The 21,488-nt window shown below is 52.0% G+C and carries 22 protein-coding genes and 1 other annotated feature; of the genes, 21 read left to right on the top strand and 1 reads right to left on the bottom strand.

Annotation, left to right across the window (positions count from 1 at the left end):
* Positions 1-30 precede the first annotated feature (30 nt).
* The 15 genes from sigG (at position 31) to CTH_RS09075 (ending at position 13,068) form a co-directional block, all read left to right on the top strand.
* On the top strand, positions 31-810 hold the full coding sequence (gene sigG / locus CTH_RS09145; protein WP_078664623.1) for an RNA polymerase sporulation sigma factor SigG: 780 nt from the start codon (positions 31-33) through the stop codon (positions 808-810).
* Positions 811-917: 107 nt separating this feature from the next.
* Positions 918-2,078: a putative lipid II flippase FtsW gene (gene ftsW, locus CTH_RS09140; protein ID WP_078664624.1), complete on the top strand. Its 1,161-nt coding sequence runs from the start codon at positions 918-920 to the stop codon at positions 2,076-2,078.
* 52 nt (positions 2,079-2,130) lie between these two features.
* Entirely contained in the window at positions 2,131-2,388 is a 258-nt protein-coding gene (locus CTH_RS09135; protein ID WP_107753638.1) for a YlmC/YmxH family sporulation protein, read from the top strand.
* A 44-nt stretch (positions 2,389-2,432) separates the two neighbouring features.
* Positions 2,433-3,236 (top strand): peptidoglycan editing factor PgeF, encoded by an 804-nt coding sequence (gene pgeF, locus CTH_RS09130; protein WP_078664626.1) that lies wholly within the window; start codon positions 2,433-2,435, stop codon positions 3,234-3,236.
* Between the two features lie 16 nt (positions 3,237-3,252).
* On the top strand, positions 3,253-3,966 hold the full coding sequence (locus CTH_RS09125) for a response regulator (RefSeq protein WP_078664627.1): 714 nt from the start codon (positions 3,253-3,255) through the stop codon (positions 3,964-3,966).
* Positions 3,963-5,393: a two-component system histidine kinase PnpS gene (gene pnpS, locus CTH_RS09120; RefSeq protein WP_079906518.1), complete on the top strand. Its 1,431-nt coding sequence runs from the start codon at positions 3,963-3,965 to the stop codon at positions 5,391-5,393. The genes CTH_RS09125 and pnpS overlap by 4 nt, the downstream gene beginning before the upstream one ends.
* A gap of 65 nt (positions 5,394-5,458) precedes the next feature.
* Positions 5,459-6,418 (top strand): biotin/lipoyl attachment domain-containing protein, encoded by a 960-nt coding sequence (locus tag CTH_RS09115; RefSeq protein ID WP_107753636.1) that lies wholly within the window; start codon positions 5,459-5,461, stop codon positions 6,416-6,418.
* A 5-nt stretch (positions 6,419-6,423) separates the two neighbouring features.
* Complete coding sequence (locus CTH_RS09110; RefSeq protein ID WP_079933000.1) at positions 6,424-7,101, top strand: YggS family pyridoxal phosphate-dependent enzyme; 678 nt, start codon at positions 6,424-6,426, stop codon at positions 7,099-7,101.
* Positions 7,102-7,107: 6 nt separating this feature from the next.
* Positions 7,108-7,548, top strand: coding sequence for a cell division protein SepF (locus tag CTH_RS09105; protein WP_078664631.1), 441 nt, complete (start codon positions 7,108-7,110; stop codon positions 7,546-7,548).
* Position 7,549: 1 nt separating this feature from the next.
* On the top strand, positions 7,550-8,371 hold the full coding sequence (gene proC / locus CTH_RS09100; protein WP_078664632.1) for a pyrroline-5-carboxylate reductase: 822 nt from the start codon (positions 7,550-7,552) through the stop codon (positions 8,369-8,371).
* A gap of 12 nt (positions 8,372-8,383) precedes the next feature.
* Entirely contained in the window at positions 8,384-8,650 is a 267-nt protein-coding gene (locus CTH_RS09095; RefSeq protein ID WP_242946605.1) for a YggT family protein, read from the top strand.
* Positions 8,650-9,456, top strand: a complete 807-nt coding sequence (locus tag CTH_RS09090) for a YlmH family RNA-binding protein (protein WP_078664633.1) — start codon at positions 8,650-8,652, stop codon at positions 9,454-9,456. Before CTH_RS09095 ends, CTH_RS09090 begins: the two co-directional genes overlap by 1 nt.
* 3 nt (positions 9,457-9,459) lie before the next feature.
* The gene (locus tag CTH_RS09085; protein ID WP_107753634.1) at positions 9,460-9,936 is read left to right on the top strand and encodes a DivIVA domain-containing protein; all 477 of its coding nucleotides are present in this window, start codon (positions 9,460-9,462) and stop codon (positions 9,934-9,936) included.
* 188 nt (positions 9,937-10,124) lie between these two features.
* Positions 10,125-11,813: an IS200/IS605 family accessory protein TnpB-related protein gene (locus tag CTH_RS09080; RefSeq protein ID WP_107753631.1), complete on the top strand. Its 1,689-nt coding sequence runs from the start codon at positions 10,125-10,127 to the stop codon at positions 11,811-11,813.
* Between the two features lie 253 nt (positions 11,814-12,066).
* A complete protein-coding gene (locus CTH_RS09075) occupies positions 12,067-13,068 on the top strand; it encodes a CoA transferase (protein ID WP_159073851.1) in 1,002 nt (333 codons plus the stop codon).
* 27 nt (positions 13,069-13,095) lie between these two features.
* On the opposite strand, the gene CTH_RS09070 is transcribed toward CTH_RS09075, so the two are convergent.
* A complete protein-coding gene (locus tag CTH_RS09070; protein WP_078664967.1) occupies positions 13,096-13,857 on the bottom strand; it encodes an enoyl-CoA hydratase/isomerase family protein in 762 nt (253 codons plus the stop codon).
* A 125-nt stretch (positions 13,858-13,982) separates the two neighbouring features.
* Positions 13,983-14,203, top strand: a binding site (T-box leader).
* 53 nt (positions 14,204-14,256) lie between these two features.
* Here CTH_RS09070 and ileS point away from each other — a divergent pair.
* From ileS to CTH_RS09040, 6 genes are all read left to right on the top strand, one after another.
* Complete coding sequence (gene ileS / locus CTH_RS09065; protein WP_107753627.1) at positions 14,257-16,998, top strand: isoleucine--tRNA ligase; 2,742 nt, start codon at positions 14,257-14,259, stop codon at positions 16,996-16,998.
* Between the two features lie 23 nt (positions 16,999-17,021).
* A complete protein-coding gene (locus CTH_RS09060; protein WP_079906511.1) occupies positions 17,022-18,083 on the top strand; it encodes a two-component system sensor histidine kinase NtrB in 1,062 nt (353 codons plus the stop codon).
* A gap of 118 nt (positions 18,084-18,201) precedes the next feature.
* Positions 18,202-19,119 (top strand): cysteine synthase A, encoded by a 918-nt coding sequence (gene cysK, locus CTH_RS09055; protein ID WP_107753625.1) that lies wholly within the window; start codon positions 18,202-18,204, stop codon positions 19,117-19,119.
* 545 nt (positions 19,120-19,664) lie between these two features.
* Positions 19,665-20,219 carry a hypothetical protein gene (locus tag CTH_RS09050; protein ID WP_159073850.1) on the top strand — a complete coding sequence of 185 codons (555 nt, stop codon included), beginning with the start codon at positions 19,665-19,667 and terminating at the stop codon, positions 20,217-20,219.
* Between the two features lie 160 nt (positions 20,220-20,379).
* Complete coding sequence (locus CTH_RS09045; protein ID WP_107753621.1) at positions 20,380-20,877, top strand: PH domain-containing protein; 498 nt, start codon at positions 20,380-20,382, stop codon at positions 20,875-20,877.
* Between the two features lie 19 nt (positions 20,878-20,896).
* Entirely contained in the window at positions 20,897-21,436 is a 540-nt protein-coding gene (locus tag CTH_RS09040) for a hypothetical protein (protein WP_107753619.1), read from the top strand.
* The last annotated feature ends 52 nt before the right edge of the window (positions 21,437-21,488 follow it).

Genomic DNA, 21,488 nt, shown 5'->3' with positions numbered 1-21,488 from the left:
AACTGAAACTACAAGGACGGGGTGGAGCCAATGCTGATCAATAAGGTGGAAATCTGCGGTGTCAATACCGCCAAGCTGCCGGTGCTGACCAATGAACAGATGCGGCAGCTGTTTGCCGCCATGCAGCAAGGCGATCAGGCTGCCAGGGAAAAACTGATTGAAGGCAACTTGCGGCTGGTCCTCAGTGTAATTCAGCGTTTTGTTAACCGCGGCGAATATGTGGACGACCTTTTCCAGGTCGGCTGTATTGGCTTGATGAAAGCCATCGACAACTTCGACTTAAGTCAGAATGTCAAGTTTTCCACCTATGCCGTCCCTATGATTATCGGGGAGATTCGCCGCTACCTGCGGGACAACAACCCCATTCGCGTCAGCCGCTCCCTGCGGGATATCGCCTATCGGGCCCTGCAGGTGCGGGACAACCTGGTCAACAAACTGAACCGGGAGCCCTCGGTTAATGAAATCGCCGAGGAGTTGAAATTACCCCGGGAAGAAGTGGTATTTGCTCTGGATGCCATCCAGGAACCCATTTCTCTCTTTGAACCAATCTACCATGATGGGGGAGATCCCATTTTCGTCATGGACCAGATTAAGGATGAGAAAAACCAGGATGTTGGCTGGCTGGAAAACATCTCCGTCAAAGAGGCCCTGGCCCGCCTGGGAGAAAGGGAAAAACAGATTCTCACCTTGCGCTTTTTTCACGGTAAAACCCAGATGGAGGTGGCAGAGGAAATCGGGATTTCCCAGGCCCAGGTCTCCCGGCTGGAAAAAGCTGCCTTAAACCATATGCGCAAACACGTCGGAACTTGAACACAAACCGCCTGCGGAACAGAGATGTTCCGGACAGGCGGTTTTTTTAGCAGGAAAAACGGCCGCCGGTGTTGAATACCTTTTAGGGAAACGGAGGTCGTACTATTATGGGTAAAAGGAAGCGACATGGAGCGGACTTGATGCTGCTTGGGGCTATCCTGGTGCTGCTGACTATCGGTCTATTGATGGTCTTCAGTGCCAGTTCCATTGAAGCGATGTTGCCCAAAAACGGGAATCCCGGCGAGTTTGGCAATCCCCTGGCCTTTTTTTATCGCCAGAGTGTAGCGGCTGGTATTGGACTGGTCTTAATGTTTGCCATACTGCGGCAGGATTATCGCAAGTTGATCGGCTGGAAAAAAATCATTTTTTCTGCCACCATCATTTTACTGGTGCTGGTTCTGATTGCGGGAGAATCTCGCAATGGTAACAAGGCCTGGCTGGGAGCGGGTGGTTTTTCCCTCCAGCCATCGGAGATGGCCAAGCTCTCTCTGGTAATTATGCTGGCTGCCTATTTTGAGCGGGAAGAACGTTTGGTGAAACGGGGTAAAAAACGCAAAATCAGCTATGTGCCCGCAATTATACAAGTAGTACTTATCCTTGTCCTGGTGGGGCTGGAAGGAGATGCCGGTTCCGCAGGGGTTATTTGTCTGATTGCAGCGGTGGTATTGTTTGCTGCTGGTATCCCCTGGGCCTGGATTGGAGCTCTGGCGGCAGTGCTGGTACCGGTAGCGGTACTGGCTGTAACCACGGTTGGCTACCGGCTGAAACGGTTTACTGTTTTTCTCGACCCCTTTCAGGATCCTCTTGGTTACGGTTTTCAGCAGGCCCAGGCTTTGCTGGCCATCGGCTCCGGTGGGCTGCTGGGCGTGGGATTAGGGGACGGCAAGTCCAAGTATCTCTGGTTACCCGAACAGCACAATGACTTTATTTTCGCCGTACTGGCCGAGGAGATGGGCTTTATCGGGGGTATAATCGTCTTTACTCTGTTTGCCATTGTCCTTTACCGGGTCTATGAAATCAGCAAGAAAGCTCCAGATACCTTCGGCCGCTTGCTGGTTACGGGCATGGGGGCGGTATTGCTGGTAGAGGCTCTGGTCAATCTGGCCATGGTGCTGGATGTTTTCCCGGTAGTAGGGGTAACCCTGCCTTTTATCAGCTATGGCGGGTCTTCTCTATTGTTTAAACTGATTGCTGCCGGGATTATCCTCAATGTCTCCCGCTATACTGTGGAAGAAGAAAATGAGGGACAGGAACTGGCAGTAAGCTGACACACTTTCAGCCTCGTCTACATATAATGTAGGTAGACAGGAGGTGAAAGCCGTGCTCAAGGTGTCGGACTTACGGCTGCGGGAAGTCATCAATGTGGTGGACGGGCGGCGTTTGGGCCCCATCAAGGATATCGATATTGATGTGGAAAATGGCACCATTCGGGCCCTGGTACTGAACCCGGAAGGTGGGCGCATGTTTCGCATGTTCGGGCGCCAGGAGGATATAGTGATCCCCTGGGAAAATATCAACAAGATCGGCATTGATGTTATACTGGTAGAATTGGAGCAAATCGCCTATAATTACGAATAACCAGCCCTTAGGGCGGTTTTTTGCACGAGAGGAGGGGACAGCCTTTGGAACCTTTTCAGCTACGCGATAAAGGGGGAGTTGTCCATCTGGCCTTACCGGACTGGGAACCGTGGGCACTGGTGGCTTTTTCAACGCGCATCGGGGGGACAAGCAAGCCACCGTACAATACCTTGAATCTGGGGCTGCATGTAGGAGATGAAAGCGGGCGGGTGATTGTCAACCGTAAACGCTTTGCCCAGAGTTTGGGACTGGAAGCCGATGCCCTGGTCAGTGTACGGCAGGTTCACGGCTGCCATCTGGTTTGGGCTGGAGCTGCCCGCCGTGGCCAGGGGGCATTTAGCTGGGATGAAAGTCTGCAGGCAGCGGATGCCCTGGCCACAACGGAACGGGGCTTGCCCCTGATCACTTTTTATGCTGATTGTGTGCCTTTGTATTTTCTGGCTCCGGAAGGCGGAGTAGTCGCTATGGCCCATGCCGGCTGGCAGGGAACGGTGCAGCAGATTGGCCCCCTGGTAGTGCGGGAGTTATGTCAGCAACTGGAACTTGCTCCGGAGCAAATCTGGGTTGCGATCGGTCCTCATATCGGACCCTGCTGTTATGAAGTGGATGAACGGGTGGCCCTCAAGATCGAGGCTCTGGGGGTCGGAGGGCTTACCCCGGGACGGGAAGGCCACTGGCAGCTGGATCTGGGAGAGACCAACCGCCAGCTTTTGCTGCAGGCCGGGATCAAGCCGGAAAATGTCTGGCAAAGCCGCTATTGTACTGCCTGCCATTCGGATTTGTTTTTCTCCCATCGCAAGTCCGGGGGCAAAACGGGCAGGATGGGAGCCTTGATAATGCTGAAATAAAATGGGGAGGTAGATTATGGCCACCATTTTGCTGGTTGATGATGACCCGCTGATCGTAGAACTGGTACAGTTCAATCTGGAAAAATGGGGTTACCAGGTGCTGGTGGCCAGAGATGGGCAGGAGGCCCTGAAACTGGCCCGTAATGAAAAACCGGATCTGGTGATTCTGGACCTGATGTTACCGGTAATTGACGGCCTAGAAGTTTGCCGCCGTCTGCATGATGACCCGGCTACCCGCAATATACCGATTATCATGCTGACGGCCCGGGGTGAGGAAACCGACAAAGTGCTGGGTTTGGAGCTGGGGGCTGATGACTATATGACCAAGCCCTTCAGTCCCCGGGAACTGCTGGCCCGTATCAAGGCTCGCTTGCGGCGGCTAAGTCCGGCCGAAGAAGGCAAGGAAACGGGAGAAAAAGGGATCAGCTATGGGGAAGGGGAAATCATGTTGTTTCCCGAAAAATACCAGGTGGAAGTACGGGGCAGGAAGCAGAGCCTGACCCCCAAGGAGTGTGAGCTGTTACAGCTCCTGATGACCCATCCGGGCCGGGTGTTTTCCAGGGATTATCTGCTGGAGAAAATCTGGGGCTATGACTATGCCGGTGATACTCGCACTGTGGATGTGCATATCCGCCATTTGCGCATGAAAATAGAAGCTGACCCGGCCAATCCCCGCTATCTGGAAACAGTACGTGGGGCTGGCTACCGCATGAGGGAGTTGGAGCAGTGAAGAGAAAATTTCACTGGAAGATTATTATTTTATCCCTGGTAGTCTTAACCGGTGCTTTTATTCTGGTAGATCAGGTGCTGGTCAGTCGCTGGGAGGCCCGGCTGGCCCGCCAGGCCCACTGGCAGGAAAAAGCGGATTTGCAGGCAGAAGTGACCTACCTGCGTCGCCTTTTGTTTGAAGCTCTGCTGGGTACCCTGGTGCTGGCAGCTGGAGGCAGTTACCTGCTGGCCGTGCGCTTTACCAAGCCGGTTCAGGAGCTGGCGGAAGGGGCAATGGCGCTGGCCAAAGGGGATTTAAATTACCGTTTGCCGGTGCGGGGCGATGATGAACTGGCCTATCTGGCGGTGGCTTTTAACCGTATGAGTGAACGGTTACAGCAGCAGATCGAGCTGGCGGAATGGGAAAAACAGCGCCTGCAAACCATTCTGGCTTCCATGGCGGAAGGGCTGATCGCGGTTGATCGCCTGGGGCGGATCATGCTGATCAACCGGGCGGCCTGCAAGATGTTCGGAGTAGAGGCCAAGGATGTCTCCGGCCGAACGGTGCTGAGCCTGGTGCGCCATCCGGAAGTGGAAGAGCTGATCCGCAAAACCGTTCGACTGAAAGAGGTGCAAAAATCCGAAATTCGCCTGGCTGGCGAGAAGGAAATCTTTCTGCGCCTTACCGCTGCGCCCCTGGGCCAGGATGCCCACCATCAGGGGGCGGTAGTGCTGATGCAGGATATCACCGAATTGCGCAAACTGGAACAATTGCGCACCGAGTTTGTGGCCAATGTTTCCCACGAATTGCGTACCCCACTGACCTCCATTCGAGGTTTTGTAGAGACTTTGCTGGATGGGGCCATGGAAGACCGGGTGCTGACAGAACGTTTCCTTACCATCATCCAGTCAGAAGCAGAACGGCTACAGCGTCTGATCGATGACTTGCTCAGCCTGAGCCGGATTGAGGCACCGAGGGCGGAAGTGGTACGCCAGCCGGTGGATGTGGCGGAAAAGGTGCAGAAAGTGGTGGAAATTTTACAACCCCTGGCAGAAAACAAGGGTCTGGGTTTGCTCCAGGAGATTCAGCAGCCTTTGCCGCCGGCGGCTATGTCCGGGGATTTGCTGGAACAGGTGCTGTTGAACCTGATTGATAATGCCATTAAATATACACCGGCGGGATCTGTTTCCGTCAGAGTCTGGGCGGAAGCCAATCAGATCCGGGTGGAGGTAGCCGATACCGGTATCGGCATTCCCCCTGAGTCTTTACCGCGGCTGTTCGAGCGCTTTTACCGGGTGGACAAGGCCCGTTCCCGGGATCTGGGCGGGACAGGCCTGGGCCTGTCCATTGTCAAACACATTCTGGAACGGTATGGCCAGACTATTGAAGTCAAGTCAGAACTGGGCAAAGGCTCGGTTTTTTCCTTTACACTCCCGGTTTATTCCTGAAGCAAGCAGGAAGTGGCTGGTTTTTGTAGAATATAACTTAGTTAAGACACGAACGAGGTGAAAGAATGAACAAGCAAAAGCGGAGAAAGAAAGAGTACAGGTTGTTCGTGTTAGCCAGTATTGTCTTGCTGCTGATCGGGGCGTCTGTCCTCTGGTGGGGAATTCGCTTTATGGCCAACCGGATTGTGGCCAGGGTTATAGATATTCAGCCGGTACAATGGGGGAAACTAGAAGAGGTGGAACAGGCTGAGGCCTGGACCATCCGCCGGGAGAAGATTTTACCCGTTCCAGCCGGGGCTAAACTGGAGCCAGTGGTTCCCGAGGGGCAGCGGGTACGCCGGGGAGAAGTGATCGCTCGCTTGCAACAGGGGCAACTGGATGGTGCTGCTGGTCGCTGGGACGAACGGGTAGTTGCTCCTGAGCCCGGCCAGGTTTGCTATCATGTGGATGGGCTGGAAAGCGTTCTCCTGCCTGAGCTGATCGATACCGTTGAACCGGACCAGCTCTGGCAGGCTTTACAACAGGAACTGGGCAAAGAAAAACCCCCGGTCCAGGGGGTAAAGCTCCTCGACAATCTGCAGAACCCGGCTTTTTTGCTCCATCTCAACTCAACAGTACACTGGCAGGCGGGAAAAACAGTGCTTAAACTGAGAGGTAAGGATACCAGCCTGCTGGTGAAAAAGCTGAAACAACGCGGTGGTGAGACCTGGGTAATCCTGACCGCTCTCAATGAGGTGGGGGATCTGGCCCATGAGCGCCGGAACAATTTGGAACTGGTGGAAAGGACCTACCGCGGCTATCTGGTCCCTGCCTCTGCCCTGACCGAGACAGGGGGGAAAAAGGGTCTGTATGTGGTCTACAAAGAAATCGCCTATTTCAGGCCGGTGAAAGTCAACGGCCAGGTAGGGGAAATGGCGGCTGTGGAGGAAATAGCACCGGAAAACAAAGCGCCCTTGCTGGGCCCAGGTGCGCGGGTGGTGGTCACACCGGCCCTGGTCACCGATGGGCAAAGGGTGATGAGGTGAGAAGTATGGCTGATAGCTGGGCTGAGATTGCAGTGAATCTGGCCAGAGTCAGGGAGGAAATCAGGACAGCAGCCTTGCGGGCTGGCCGGCGGCCGGAGGAGATCACCCTGGTGGCGGTGTCCAAGACTGTGCCACCGGAGGGGATTCAGGCAGCTCTGGCTGCCGGGGTGACTGACCTGGGGGAAAACCGGGTACAGGAACTGCTGGCCAAGCAGCCGGAATTGCCTCCTGGACTGCGCTGGCATTTGATTGGCACGCTCCAAACCAATAAAGTAAAATATATTATCGACCGCATTCATCTGTTGCACTCTCTGGACCGCTGGGAACTGGCCCGGGAGATCAGCAAGCGGGCTAGTGCTCGGGGGCTGATCCTAAAAGCCCTGATTCAGGTGAATGTATCGGGAGAAGAAACCAAACATGGCCTGGCTCCTGGCGATGTCCCGGTTTTTTACCGGGAAGTCCAGGAACTGCCGGGTTTACAGATTGAAGGGCTGATGACTATGGCGCCTTTTGTGGCTGACGCTGAACAGGCCCGCCCTTATTTTCGTCAGTTGCGGGAATTGGCCCGGGAGCTGGGACTAAAACATTTATCCATGGGTATGTCCAATGATTATCAGGTGGCCATTGAAGAAGGGGCTACCCTGGTACGCATTGGTAGTGATATATTTGGTGCAAGGAGGTAAACTAAAATGGCAAAAATTATGGATAAGGTAATGGGTATGATCGGTCTGGCCGATGAGGAAGAAGAACTGCTGGAAGAACAGGATGAGTTCATGGAAGAACGGGAAGAGCAGTTTCGTCGGGGCAAAAAGGCGCCTGTGGTAGCCCTGCCGCAGCAAAAAGGCATGAAAGTGGTAGTAATTGAACCGCGCGCCTTTGATGAAGTCCAGTCCATTGCCGATAATCTGAAAAACCGTCGCAGTGTAGTGGTAAACCTGGAAAAAACCGATCCCAGTGTGGCCCAGCGCATTGTAGATTTTGTTTCCGGCACAGTTTATGCTCTGGGTGGCAGTCTGCAAAAGGTTGGCACCGGTATTTATCTTTTCGTTCCCAATGGAGTGGACATTTCCTCCATGCTGGACAGCCGGGATGAGCAGCGGGATCGAGGCATTTTTACCTGGGTGAAGTAAGATGGCTTTAACGGATAAGCGTATCGGTTTTATTGGTGCCGGGGCCATGGGTTCGGCCTTGATCAATGGTTTGCTGAAAGCCGGACTGGTTACCCCTGACCAGATTTATGCCGCCGACATCCACCGGGAGCGACTGCTGGCCTGGCAGGAAAAAATGGGCATCCATGCCTGTGCTGATAATGGCGAAGCCGCTGCTGCCGCCGATATCCTGGTGCTGGCGGTAAAACCGCAGGCCATGGAAGAAGTGCTGGAGGAGATTCGGGAAAGGGTCAATGGAGATAAACTGATAATCTCTATTGCTGCTGGAATTACCACTACTCTGATTGAAACTTTTCTGCCCGGCGTGCCGGTAATCAGGGCCATGCCCAACACTCCCTGTCTGGTAGGGGCCGGGGCTACGGCTATGTGTCTGGGCAAATATGCTACTACAGCCCATGAAACTATGGCAGCCGCTATTTTTGGTGCTGTTGGCACAGCTGTTACCGTCAAGGAAAATCTGATGGATGCCGTTACCGGTTTATCCGGTTCCGGGCCCGCTTATGTCTACATTATGCTGGAGGCTCTGGCCGATGCCGGGGTGCGGGTGGGCATCCAGCGGGATATCGCCATGACCCTGGCGGCCCAGACCATGCTGGGGGCGGCCAAAATGGTGCTGGAAACAGGAGAGCATCCCGGTCGCCTGAAGGACATGGTTACTACTCCCGGGGGCACCACCACCGCCGGTATTTACGCCCTGGAAGAAGGTGGTCTCAGGGTAACCTTGATGAATGCGGTGATGGCGGCCACCCGGCGGGCCCAGGAAATGAGTGCCGGGCAAAAATAGGGAGGTAGTAGCTTGCTGATCAACCTGATTAATACCCTTTTTATGGTTTATTACTGGATGTTGATCATCCATATCCTCTTGTCCTGGTTTCCGGTTAACCGTTATAATCCTGCAGTTCGTTTCTTGCGGGATATGACAGAACCCTATCTGGAGCTCTTTCGACGGTTGATTCCACCTATTGGAATGGTTGATGTTTCACCCATCGTCGCTATCTTTGTCCTCGATCTGATCCGGCGCGGAGTGGTATCTTTACTCTACCGCTTGCTGGGGGGATATTGATGCGAGATTACTGGCTACGCCAGGCAGGGAAAGCGGAGGACAAGGCTCTGGTGGAGAGGCTCTGGGACCTGCTGGTCCAGGTGGAGACCAGAGAAATGCCCGGTTTCACTTTTTTTCTCGACCCTGGCCAGCAGGCGTTAGCCCGGAGTATGCTGGAATCATGGCGGCAGACGGTTGCCTATCGCTGTCAGGGCGGTTTTGCCGGGGAGCCGGAACGCTGTCGCTTGCTTTTGTTCCCGGCGGCCTGGGCCGAATTTGACTTCGACCAGCCGGGTGTTACAGTTTTGCGGGTGCAGGGCCGCTTCCAGTTCTTTCAGCCCGGTCACCGGGATATTCTCGGCTCCTTACTGGCCAGTGGCATTAAGCGCGAACTGGTGGGTGACATTCTCTGTACCGAAACGGGAATCTGGGTGGCTGTGGCTCAAGAAATTGTCTCTGCCATCCAGAGTCAGTGGACAAGGGTAGGACCTGTACCCATCGAACTGCTGCCAGAAGCAGAACCGCCCCTGATCCAGCGGCCACAGGGAGAGGAAAGGCTGGTCAGTCTGGCTTCCCCGCGTATGGATGCCCTGCTGGCCCAGAGTGTGGGAGTTGGCCGCCAGCAGGCTGTACAATGGATAGAAAGCGGACTGGTACGCTTAAACTGGAGAGAATGTCTCAAGCCGGATGCGGAAATTCGTCCGGGTGACTGGTTATCTGTACAGGGGTTTGGCCGGGTTCTGGTTAAAGAACAGAAAGGCAGCAGCAAAAAAGGAAGATTATTGTTCAAAGTGGAAATCTGGAGCAAAACCGGCAGAGGAGGATGAGCGATGGCACAGGTCAAAACGCCCCTGGATTACAAAAACCCCGATTTTGAACGGGGTTTTCGGGGTTATAGTCCGGAAGCGGTGGACAAATATGTAGCCGAGTTGCTGGCTGACTATGAGAAGATCTATAAGGAAAACCTGGAGCTGAAAGAACAGCTGGCCTCCAGAGAATTATCCCTCAGCCATTACAAGCGCCTGGAGGATGATATCAAGGAGGCCCTGGTGCTGGCTCGCCGCACTGCCGATGACCTGCGCCGGGCAGCGGAAACAGAAGCTACAGCTATCCGGGCGGCGGCAGAAAAGGATGCCAGCCAGCTGATCAGTCAGGCCAAAGAGCGGGTAAAATATATCTTGCAGGAGCAGGAAGAACTGCTGAAACTCAATCATAAGCTGCGTACGGAACTGAAAGCCATGTTACAGGCTTATCTGGACTTGCTGGAAAAGGGAACCTACTTTGCAACAGAGACTAAACAAGAATAATCCATAGAAAGAGAAGCGGCAGGAATCGGGCATTTCTGCCGTTACTTATTTTGGGGAGGTATGCAGCAGCTTCAGAAAACTAGACTATAATTGATTGTATTTAACTGTTTTGCTACATTAAAGGTATGGAACTATTATCCATTGGTAAAGCAGCAAAGTCCGGCAGGGTTTCGGGGAGCTGATCAGGAATGCCAGAGAAACACGAGAAGAACAAATTTAGCATAACTGTGTGCGGGGAGTTTTTTCCGGAGATTTACCCGGCTCACCGGTCTTCGAAATGGAGCCGGGGCGAAGAAGACCCGCTGACTACGGAGATGCGTCTCTTCTGTGCCTGTATGCGGTGGGCCTTTAACCGGCTCCTGGAAGGTGTTTCCCGCCATGAAATCAAGAAGTCAGGACAAGAACTTTTCGGGCTGAACTCCCGCTATGCGGATGATGCCAGACTTAAAGCACAGGCCCTGCTGGACTCCCAAACAGAACTGCTGAAGTTAGAAAATGAAGAAACAGAAAAGAAACTGGGCCGGGCCAGAAAGAAGCTCAGCCTGGCTATGAGAAAGCTGGCGAAGGCAGAGGAAAAGGGGGCTGCTTCAGAAGTTATTGAAAAGCTCCGCCTGGCGGTCAAGGGGCGGAACAACAGGGTTACTTCTCTGAAAAAGAAGCTGGCTGAGCTTGAAGCCCACCGGGAGAAGGGCACGATACCGAAGGTAGTCTTTGGCGGCAAGAAACTGTGGGAAAAGGTCTGCCAGGGCCGGGCCACGCGGGAAGAGTGGCGGGCAGCCCGCAAAAACCGCCTCTACTCCCGGGGAGATGAGAGCAAGGGAGGCAACCCCAACATTAAGATATTTTATGACGGACAGGACTTCCGCCTGGCGGTTTCCCTCTCTCACCTTTCCCAACAGACAGGCACGGATAAACTTGGTCGCCCCAGGATGAGCTGCGCTCCGAGGGTTGAGGGTAAGTTGTGGCTGCCGGAAAAACACCGGGAACTGGTGCAGATATGGCTGACCATGAAGTTACCCTATGCGGTAGAACTGATCCGCACCCTGGAAGGACGCTACTTGGTACATTTGACATTTGAAGTGGTCAGGGTGCAGGAACCGGACTTTGCTAAAGGTTGTCTGGCTATAGACACAAACCCTGATGGGGTAGCCCTGTGTAACATTAGCGCTTCCGGCCAGCCGGAGCCGTGGCCGGAGGGTTTTAATATTCCTTATCCCGGCAACCTGGGCAAGTACGAAGGAGAGTTTCAGGTTATCCCTTACCCGAATGGTTTTCTTTATATCAGAATACCAGACTTAGCCCATGCTTCCAGCTTCCGACGCAGCTACCTGATAGGCGTTTTAGCCAGAGTAGTGGTAGATATAGCTTTCTTATTAGGTAAACCAATTGTTTTAGAAAATCTGAACTTTAGCAAAGACAGGCTGGACACTAATAAAAAGTTTAACCGAATGGCTTCCAATTTTCCATTTGCGAAAATGGTAGGAGCAATGTATCGGAGAGCGGTAAAAGAAGGGGTGCCTTTCAAGTTAGTATCACCCCGGCACACGTCCACCATAGGTTACTGGAAGTATATGAAACGTTACGCCGTTCCGGTGCATTGCGCGGCGGCCCTGGTTACAGGACGCCGGGCAATGGGCCTCAGGGAACGGGTGACTGAAGAACTCAGGCAACTGGTATCGCAAATCAAGCAAAACCTGACCCGGAAGGTTAATCCTGATAGACCTGAGGAAGGAAAAGGGATGACCCGTGGGGTCAGGGCCTGCTTGAGGCGGCTGGAGGAGAGGCTTTCTGTGCATAACGGGCTTGCTCCGTGTGAACAGGAGGCGTATAACTCCGTCTGGCCTGACCTGAAGTTATTGGCCCTGTCCGTACGGTGACCCCGTTTAGCCGGTATCGGAGAAACCGGTAGGCGTCCTAACAGGACGCGGGAGGCGGAGTTATACTCCCACCGGGAGGTCAGCATAAACCGGTGCAGTACTCCCGTCCGGGTGGAACTCCCGGGCCGAGGTCCCCTGTCGCCCTGCCCCGCGGGGGCAAATCAAGTATTCGGAAGGAGGCGAAATCCTGGTCTGGGGGCCAACTTGGCTAAAAATAAAAACAGTCAAGTTTTTTGAACCAGGTATGCAGCCAATGTTTTTTGTGAATCAACCGCTGATTGTAGACCTGACCCGGCTGCTGCCGGGACCATATGGCACTTTCTTGCTGGCCCAGTTTGGGGCCCGGGTGGTGAAAATTGAAGACAAAGGCAAGGGAGATTATCTGAAAAGCCTCTTTCCTGAACGGGAAGGGGAGGATGCCTATATTTACCGCCTGCTCAACAGCTGCAAGGAAATCCGTTATCTGGATTTGAAACATGCAGTGGACCGGGAGGAGTTCCTGCAGCTGGTGAAAGAGGCTGATTTGTTGATTGAAAGTTTTCGGCCCGGGGTAATGGAACGACTGGGCCTGGGTTATGATTTTCTGCAAACGTTAAATCCGCGCCTGGCTTACATCACTATAGGGGGCTATCAGCCGGATTCCCCCTGGGCTAAAGATGCAGGCCATGACCTCAACTACCAGGCGGTAGGAGGAAGCATCGGCAGTACCGGCAAACAGGAACGGGCCATTCCCGGGTTATTGCTGGGCGATCTGGCCGGGGGCATGGCATTGTTTGCAGTGGCTGCCGCAGCCCTTTACAAGCAGGCAGTGAGCGGACAGGGGGGACGCCATACTATTGGTATTGCCGAGGTGGTCCAGAGCTGGGCCAATGTTACCGGTGCCTTTTATGGCCAGGACAAAGGCCGTTACCCCTTACCCGGCCAGGGTGTGGTAGCCGGAGGCATAGTCTGTTATAACCTCTACCGCTGTCTGGACGGATATGTGGTGCTGGCTGCCCTGGAAGAAAAATTCTGGGCCAATTTTTGCCGGGCCACCGGCAAAGAACACTGGCTGTCCCAGCAATTTGCCCCGGCCTTGCCGGGACAACCGGTCTATGAGGAAGTGAGCCAGTATTTTGCCCGGCGCCGGAGGGAAGAGATTCTGGCCGAACTGGGGGATAAGGATTGTTGCCTCAGTCCGGTGCTGGAGCTCAAGGAGCTGGTACCTGATTCGGAAACGGAACACCGGGAAAGGATTACCGGTTTTGTCCGCTAAGAAAAGGAAAACCCGGCGCGGACCGGGTTACTTCTGTTTGCGGAAAAAGGCGGCGATGGCTTCTTTTTGTTCCTGGGTACCACAACAATATACGGATTGGGCCTGCTCGAACAGAAGGGCCGCAGCGAGACTGGCTTCCTGGGCCACCTGCACGCCCTGTTTGGCAAAGCGTAGCCCGGCCGGCGGGAAGGAAGCGATAGCTTGCGCCCAGCCCAGAGCAGCCTTTTCCAGCTCTGCTTCGGGTACCACCTTTTCCACCAAACCGATGGTTTTAGCTTCCTGGGCATCGATTTCCTCACAGGTGAGCAGCAGGCGTTTGGCCTGACCGGCCCCGACCAGTTTGGTCAGGCGACTGGTGCCCCCCAGGTCAGGGGCAAGACCAAAACGCACTTCCGGCAAGGCAAAACGGGCATTAGCGGCTGCGATCCGGAGGTCACAGGCCAGAACCAGCTCCAGGCCGGAACCAAAACAGACTCCCTGAATGGCGGCAATGACAGGAACGGTTAATTGCTGCCAGCGCTGAAAAATCTGCTGTAATCTCTGGACCTGCTGCAGCACAAAGCTGGCATCCACCTGAGCCAGCAGGCTGAGATCGATACCGGCAGAAAAATGGGGACCGGCCGCCTGCACCACTACGGCCCGCAGGTTGGGGTCCTGAGCCAGTTTCTGCTGGATTTCTTCCATTTCCTGCAGCAGATCCAGATTAATGGTATTGAGGGCAGCAGGACGATTGAGGGTAATCAGGGCCAGATTGTCCAGATACTCCAGAATTAAGGTTTTTTCGGCCATGCTCTCTACCTCCCATAACTGAATGAACGCTTATTCAATATTATAGTATTTTCTGGCATGAAAAGATAGCCCTTGACAAAAACCGTACGAAAAGTATACAATAATTGACAAAATGAGCTATTTGTCTAATGGCGATGAACGGGACAGGCCGTAGGGAGGCAGGGAACAGCGACTCCGGGAGGGTGGAAGCCGGAGCCCGGGCAGTACGGCGGATCCCCCGGGAGCTGGCGGCTGAAAGGCTTACAGGCGGAGTAGGCTGGCCCGGTGCAACCGTTACCTGCACAAGGAGTGGCCGGTTTATGCCGGCAAGTTGGGTGGTACCACGGGTATAACTCCCGTCCCATAGGGGGCGGGAGTATATTTTTTGCGGTAAACATTTTCAGTTTAGGAGGAAAGGCAATGGATTACAGCAAAACTCTCAATATGATCAAAACCGATTTTCCCATGCGGGGCAATTTGCCGCAACGGGAGCCGGAAATTCTCAGGTTCTGGGAAGAAATGGATATCTACCGGCAGGTACAACAGAAAAACCAGGGCCGGCCCAAGTTTATCCTGCATGATGGCCCGCCTTATGCCAATGGGGATATTCATCTGGGCCATACCCTGAACAAAGTATTAAAGGATATTATCGTCAAGTATAAATCCATGACCGGCTATGATGCCCCCTATGTACCGGGCTGGGATACCCATGGCCTGCCCATTGAACAGCGGGCGATCAAGGACCTGGGTCTTAACCGCAAGGCGGTAAGCCCGGTGGAATTCCGCCAGCGCTGTGCGGAATATGCCAGAAAATATGCCGGTATACAAAAAGAACAGTTTAAACGCCTGGGGGTGAGGGGAGACTGGGAAAACCCCTATCTTACCCTGATGCCGCATTTTGAGGCCAAACAGATTGAGATTTTCGGGGAAATGGCCAAACGGGGCTATATTTACAAAGGTCTGAAGCCGGTGTACTGGTGTGCCAGCTGCGAAACCGCCCTGGCGGAAGCGGAGGTGGAATACAAAGACAAGACCTCCCATTCCATTTATGTCCGCTTTCCGGTCCAGGATGGCAAAGGGAAACTGCCGCAGGAGGCCGGGGTGGTAATCTGGACCACAACCCCCTGGACCCTGCCCGCCAACCTGGCCATTTGTCTGCATCCGGATTTCGATTATGTGCTGGTGCAAACGGAAAAAGGGCAGTTGCTGGTGGCCCGGGAATTGCTAAAACAGTTCCTGGAAGCTACCGGCCTGACGGAACAGGGGATTGCGGCCCGGTTCAAAGGCCAGGAACTGGAAGGAGTAGTTTGCCGCCATCCTTTCATGGATCGGGAGAGTCCCCTCATCCTCGGTGACCATGTCACTCTGGAAGCCGGTACCGGTGCGGTCCATACTGCACCAGGCCACGGGGCGGAGGACTTTGAAGTGGGTCAGAAATATGGCTTGCCAGTTGTTAACCCGGTGGATGACAGCGGCTATTTCACCCAGGAAGCTGGACCTTTTGCCGGGCTGCATATCAATGACGGGAACCTGAAGGTAATCCAGTGGCTGGATGAACATGGCTATTTGCTGAAAAGCGGCAGGATTTCTCACCAGTACCCCCATTGCTGGCGCTGTAAAAATCCCATTGTCTTCCGGGCTACCGAGCAATGGTTTGCTTCCATCGATGGTTTTCGTCAGCAGGCCTTAAAGGCCATTGACGAGGTGCAATGGATCCCGGCCTGGGGCCGTGACCGTATCTACAACATGGTGGCAGAGCGGGGAGACTGGTGTATTTCCCGGCAACGCCTCTGGGGCGTGCCTATTCCCATTTTCTACTGTGAACAATGCGGTCAGGAAATCATCAATGACCAGACCATCAAGCATATTAAAAACCTGTTCAAAGAACATGGTTCCGACATCTGGTTTGCCCGGGAAACTGCCGAGCTGGTGCCTCCCGGTCTAACCTGCCCCAGGTGTGGCCATGACCGCTTCCGCAAGGAAACTGATATCATGGATGTCTGGTTTGACAGTGGCTCCAGCCATGCGGCGGTTTGCGATCAGCCCGAATACTGGCCGGAACTGAGCTGGCCCGCTGACCTCTATCTGGAGGGTAGTGACCAGCACCGGGGCTGGTTCAACTCCTCCCTGCTGACTGCAGTGGCCACCCGCGGGCAGGCACCTTACAGGGCAGTGCTGACCCACGGCTTCCTGGTGGATGAAAAAGGCAGAAAGATGTCCAAGTCCCTGGGTAACGGGGTTGATCCCCTGGAGGTCATCAACCAGATGGGGGCGGATATCCTGCGGCTCTGGGTGGCTTCTGCTGATTATCGTTCCGATGTAGCGGCCAGCCCCAATATTCTGAAGCAGATTGCCGAGGCTTACAAAAAGATCCGCAATACCTGCCGCTATTTACTGGGCAACCTTTATGATTTCAATCCGGCTACCGATCTGGTGGATTATTACGAGATGCCGGAGCTGGACAAATGGGCCCTCTACCGATTGCAGCGGTTAATCGAACGGGTACGGGCCGGCTATGAAAACTATGAATTCCATATTGTCTACCATGCTATTCACAACTTCTGTGCTGTGGACTTAAGTGCCATCTATTTCGATATTTCCAAGGACCGGCTGTATGTTTCCCTGCCTGCATCCCGGGAACGGCGGGCGGCTCAGACGGTGATGTACTACATCATTGATGCCCTGGTGCGCCTGCTGGCACCGGTACTGGCCTTTACCACTGAGGAAATCTGGCGCTACCTGCCGGGGGAAAGACCCCGGAGTGTTCAGCTGACCGACATGCCCGGGGTGGAGCAGCGCTACCTGGATGAGGCACTGGCAGAACGCTGGGAGAAACTGCTGGAAGTACGGGAAAAAGTAACCAAGGCCCTGGAAGTGGCCCGACAGCAGAAGGTGATCGGGCATTCTCTGGATGCCCGGGTGAAGCTGACTGCCAGTGGCGCAGAGCTGGAACTGTTACAACAATACCTGGAGCAGCTGGCCCCCATTTTCATCGTCTCCCAGGTGGAACTGGCCAGCGGTACCGGGGAACTGGAGGTAGAAGTCACTGCCGCAGCTGGAAGCAAGTGCGAAAGATGCTGGATTTATAGCACCGAAACAGGCCAGGATGCAGAACATCCAGACCTTTGTCCCCGCTGTGCCGCAGTTATAAAACAATTATAAAGAGTGGAGTTTGGGAGGTTTGTATGAGTGCGGGGAAAGGGAAAGAGCTAATCAAGATCGGCAAAAGCCCTTTGTTTAACAGTCTGGTTGATGGGATTATGATTCTCGATCCTGATGCCTGTTGTGTACAGATTAATCAAGCAGCAGCGGATATTTTTGCTGTTAATCCTGAACACTTCATCGGGCAGAATGTGGTGGAATGTCATTCACCGCTGTTCCAGGCTCAGGTTTTAGAATTAATGGAGGAATTCCGTTCCGGAAATAAAGAAGCTTATGAAAAGAGGAATATCAAAGTCAATCAACGCTTGCTGGATGTTTTTATGACCCCGCTCCGGGACAGCAAAAACCGTTTCCTGGGACTAATCATGATGGTCAGGGATGTGACCAGGGAACGGGAGATGCAGGATAAACTCATCCGCCAGGAAAAACTGGCGGTTGTCGGGCAGCTGGCTGCCGGGCTGGCCCATGAAATCCGTAACCCCCTGACGACGGTGATGGGTTTCATGCAGCTGCTAAATCCGCTGCTGCCGGAAGGGAAGGCCCGGGAGTATGCAGCCCTGGTCAATGAAGAATTACGGCGCATCAAGGGTTTGGTGAGCGAAATTCTCTTGCTCACCAAACCCAGTGCCCCCAATTTTCGGGATGTGGATCTGATCAACCTGGTGCGGGAAACTCTGGCGGTAATGGTCAGTGAAGCCAACCTGAAAGGGGTTGCCTTAGAAGGGGTTACATATGGTCAGGCCTATGTGCGGGCTGACCGGGAACAAATCAAGCAGGTGCTGGTCAATTTTATCAAAAACGCGGTGGATGCCTGTGGTAGCCGTGGCAAAGTGGTAGTCGAAGTGGAGAGCCGGGAGCAGGAATGGGCTGTACTGGTGATGGATGATGGCCCGGGGTTGCCTCCTGAGGTTTTAAACAAAGTCTTTGAGCCCTTTTTTACTACCAAGGAAGAAGGAATGGGCCTGGGACTGGTGGTTTCCAAACAAATAGCTGAAACCCACGGGGGCCGGATCGAGCTGGGCAATCGGCCTACCGGGGGTGCTGTCGCAACCCTGTACTTGCCTAAACTGAGCAGAACCCATTGAGCAAAAAATGCCCAATGGGTTTTTTCGATTTTTATTGACAAAAATAATAATGTCTGTTATGCTTTAGATAAGCATAAAAACAGAGCGAAATACTCGGAATAAAGAGGAGGTAATTTGCATGCGTGTAGCCAACAATATTGCTGAATTGATCGGCCAAACCCCCCTGGTGCGGTTGAACAAACTGGTAGATGAGAATATGGCTGAGGTTTATGTAAAACTGGAGTCATTCAACCCGGGCAGCAGTGTTAAAGACCGGATTGCTCTGTCCATGATCGAAGCTGCTGAACAAGCCGGTATTCTGAAGCCGGGAGCTACCATCGTAGAGCCCACCAGTGGCAATACCGGTATTGGTCTGGCCATGGTGGCAGCTTCCAAGGGTTATAAGCTGATCCTGGTGATGCCGGAAACCATGAGCATAGAGCGGCGCAATTTGTTGAAAGCCTATGGTGCCGAGCTGATTCTCACCCCTGGCAGTGAGGGAATGAAAGGGGCCGTGCGCCGGGCGGAAGAACTGCTGGCCCAGAATCCCGATTATTTCCTGCCCCAGCAATTTAAAAACCCGGCCAACCCGGAAATCCATCGCAAGACTACCGCGCTGGAAATTCTGGAGCAGACCGGCGGTCAGCTGGATGCCTTTGTCGGCGGGGTCGGCACCGGCGGTACCATAACCGGGGTTGGTGAGGTTTTGAAAGAAAAAATCCCCGGTGTCAAAATAGTAGCTGTGGAACCTGCTGCCAGCCCGGTGTTGAGTGGCGGCAATCCCGGACCTCACAAAATCCAGGGCATTGGCGCTGGATTCGTGCCTGACGTGCTGAATACAAAGATTTATGACCAGGTCATTCAGGTGACCAATGAAGATGCGATGGAAACTGCCCGTAACCTGGCCCGCAAAGAGGGGATTCTGGTAGGTATTTCCTCTGGTGCTGCCGTCTGGGCTGCCCTGAAGGTAGCGAAAGAACTGGGGGCAGGCAAAAGAGTGGTTGTGGTGGCTCCCGATACCGGTGAACGTTATCTCAGTACTGAGCTGTTCCAGTAAAATAAAAAGGGACCGGCGCTTCTGGCGCTGGTCTTTTTTGGTGCGCCCGGCATGGGCTTCATCTTCAGGTGAAAGTCTGCAACGAGGGCTGGTGAGCGTTTACCGTTAGCCAAAGGCAAGGGTTTCCAGCGTGAGGCTTTAACACTTCCTATTGAGGAAGCGTGAGGGCTGAAAAGTTTGCTTGTTCGTTATTTGGAACTTCGTTAACCTTTTTGGAACCGCTTAATGCGTACCCATGCTAGGTGGTGTGATAGGTCGGAGGTTAAACACTCCTTCTATTCGATCGGTTGTGTTTCCGGTATATATACGGCAGATAATTTATCAATTTTTGTCGAAAAACGCAGAAATAATTGGAAAATTTTTTGTTTTTATAGAAGGAAAGAAAAGCAAAAAGTAGAATTAGCAAATTAGTAAGTAATAAAATAGTAGGGGGCACACAGGGATGGAATAAAAATCTAATATAGCATTTAAAACCGATGAAAAAATAACTTTGAAAGAATATAATAAATATTGTTCGAGCTGCTAAAGAATTAGGGATAGAAGTGTTGATTGGTGCTGTGATTCACCCAACAGCAAAGATAAGGACTAGCTATTTGCGACAAGTAATAAAAAAAGCCGGTATTTCAGGAGAAGTAAAATACTTGGAGGACTTTCTTTTCCCCTTGGGACGGGCAAGGAGAAGACTGCCTAAAGGTGCATTTTACCTGGATACTGAGGAAAAAAAAGGCAAGGGCTGTCGAGATGCGGGCAGGGTTATTGTTATTTTACCAACCGGAGAAATTACTTTTTGTTGCGGACATATACTAAATACTGAGGCTCAATCGTTGATCACATTAGGTAAGTTAAATGAAGATATGACTTTATCTGAAATGATTGATGGGATGCAACGGAATGTCCTTTACTGGTGGTTACATGTACATGGTCCGAAAGTAATTATTAAAGAACTAGGGATTGGTGAGTTGGAGTGTCGTGATTGTGAAATTTGTTATTTATTAGGCAATCAATACAAGAGCCGATTGTTATCGTTGGCTGAACGGAAAGAAAGTATATTTGAGACATATATATATATCGTGCAGATAATTTTTGAGGAATCTTTTTAAGTAATTAAATATAATCTGGTCAGTAACGTTACAAAAAATACAATTTAAAGTCTTAAAGGAGTTTAAAACCATAATATACTTGGTATGGGTGCTACTTTTGCATGCGCATTATTTTAGTAATATTTTATAACGGGAACAAAGGAAAGGAAGGGATTGAGGATTGTATTTTAATATGGCGCCCTGGAGCAAAGAATTACTCATCTCAACTTTGCTTTCAGTTATCCCCTTACCTTTCATCTATCTAATAATTTGGTCAACCGGGGAAGCTGAAGATATGGTATTCAATCTTGTCTATTTTGGAGCAGTCGTTATTTACGTAATTATCTATGTTCTTGGACCGAGAGGATACACGATTTCTCCGGATGGGATTGAAATAAAAAAAACTAGTGGGTCAATTTTGATTCCGAGCAAAGAAATAGAAGAGATTAAAATTATTCCCAAGGCTCAACTGTCAAGGGTTATCGGGAATGGAGGGATTTTTAGCTATTATGGAACTTTTTGCGAAATGAATGGGGAGAAAGTAAAGGTTTATTCAACCCGCTTTGATCAGATGGTTCGTATAAAGACAAAACAACAAACATATTACTTATCACCCCAAGACCCAAACGGTTTTGTAGAAGCTGCAAAGCATTATTTAAGATTAATTAATATTAATTAAGAGGAAAAGGAGATCATTCATGCAGTACCAGGTTGATTATTATTCAGTCTTAAAATCAATAATATTACCTTTAGATATACGTTTCTTGTTCTTATTTATTGGGCTTCCGGTAGGAGGAATTGCCATATTTTTATTTTTAGGTCGAAAAAAATTCGGACGTAATCAGTACCTACAGGTTATCACCGTCTTTATTATATTATTGACGCTGCTGATACTGATTCCGACTCGTCAGTATGCTGGTAGCGGATGGGTTTTAAAGAATAATTACTTAATAATTAAATCGCCTCCAGTGTTATCGACTATAGATTTAGCTACGGCCACCATCTCTTTAGAAGATAGTAATAGTTCCTGGCAACCAGTTTATCGAAAAAACGGATTCGCAGTATCCGGCCTGGCTACTGGCTGGTACAGGTTACGTAATGGTAAAGATGCGGTTGTCTTCCGGCATATTGGATCTTTGAAAATGGTTGTTGTGACAACTAAAGATTGTATATATGTTATACAACATCCAGGTGTTGAAGACCTGTATAATCTGCTAATTCACGCTAAAAGGAAATAATTTTAGGTCTACGAGGGATAGAATGATGTGGAGAGATTTAAGAATATTATGC

This window comes from Carboxydocella thermautotrophica, assembly GCA_003054495.1.
Taxonomy (GTDB): domain Bacteria; phylum Bacillota.
The sequence above is the reverse complement of the archived record's forward strand: the minus strand, read 5'-3'. Positions and strand labels throughout refer to the sequence as shown.